This window comes from Myxococcus sp. CA023 (assembly GCF_010998615.1).
In the GTDB taxonomy this organism is placed as follows: domain Bacteria; phylum Myxococcota; class Myxococcia; order Myxococcales; family Myxococcaceae; genus Myxococcus.
In genome coordinates this window covers 1-445 of record NZ_JAAEAH010000204.1, presented here as the reverse complement: position 1 = coordinate 445, position 445 = coordinate 1, and the positions used below count along the sequence as shown (strand labels likewise).

The 445-nt window shown below is 66.3% G+C and carries 1 protein-coding gene; it reads right to left on the bottom strand.

The window, feature by feature from the left end; all coding sequences use genetic code 11:
* Nucleotides 1-445: PotD/PotF family extracellular solute-binding protein (locus tag F8M74_RS37280; RefSeq protein WP_163884776.1), on the bottom strand; the 445-nt coding region annotated here is incomplete at both ends.

Genomic DNA, 445 nt, shown 5'->3' with positions numbered 1-445 from the left:
GTGCCGTCCGGGCCCAGGATGTCCTTCTCGGCGGGCTTGCCCTCCATCCAGAACGCCCATTCGTAGGGCTGCATGTGCGCCTTCGCGGTCTCCAGCACCGCGGAATAATAGCCCTGGCGGTTGAGATAGGCCCCGGCCCAGCCGGACAGGAACCAGTTGATGAACTCGTAGGCCGCGTCGAGCTTCCGGCCGGAGAGCGTCTTCGGGATGCCGAAGCCCTGGGCCCAGGCGCGGTAGCCCTCCTTGAGCGGCTGGTAGACGCATGGCACGCCCTGCGCCCGCACCTTGGTGACGGCGGGCGACCACATGGACTGGATCACCGTCTCGCCCGACGCCATCAGGTTCACGGATTCGTTGAAGTCCTGCCAGAAGGCCCGGAACTGGCCGGCGCGCTTGGCCTCGATCAGCACCTTGATGGTGCGGTCGATCTCGGGCTTGGTCATGT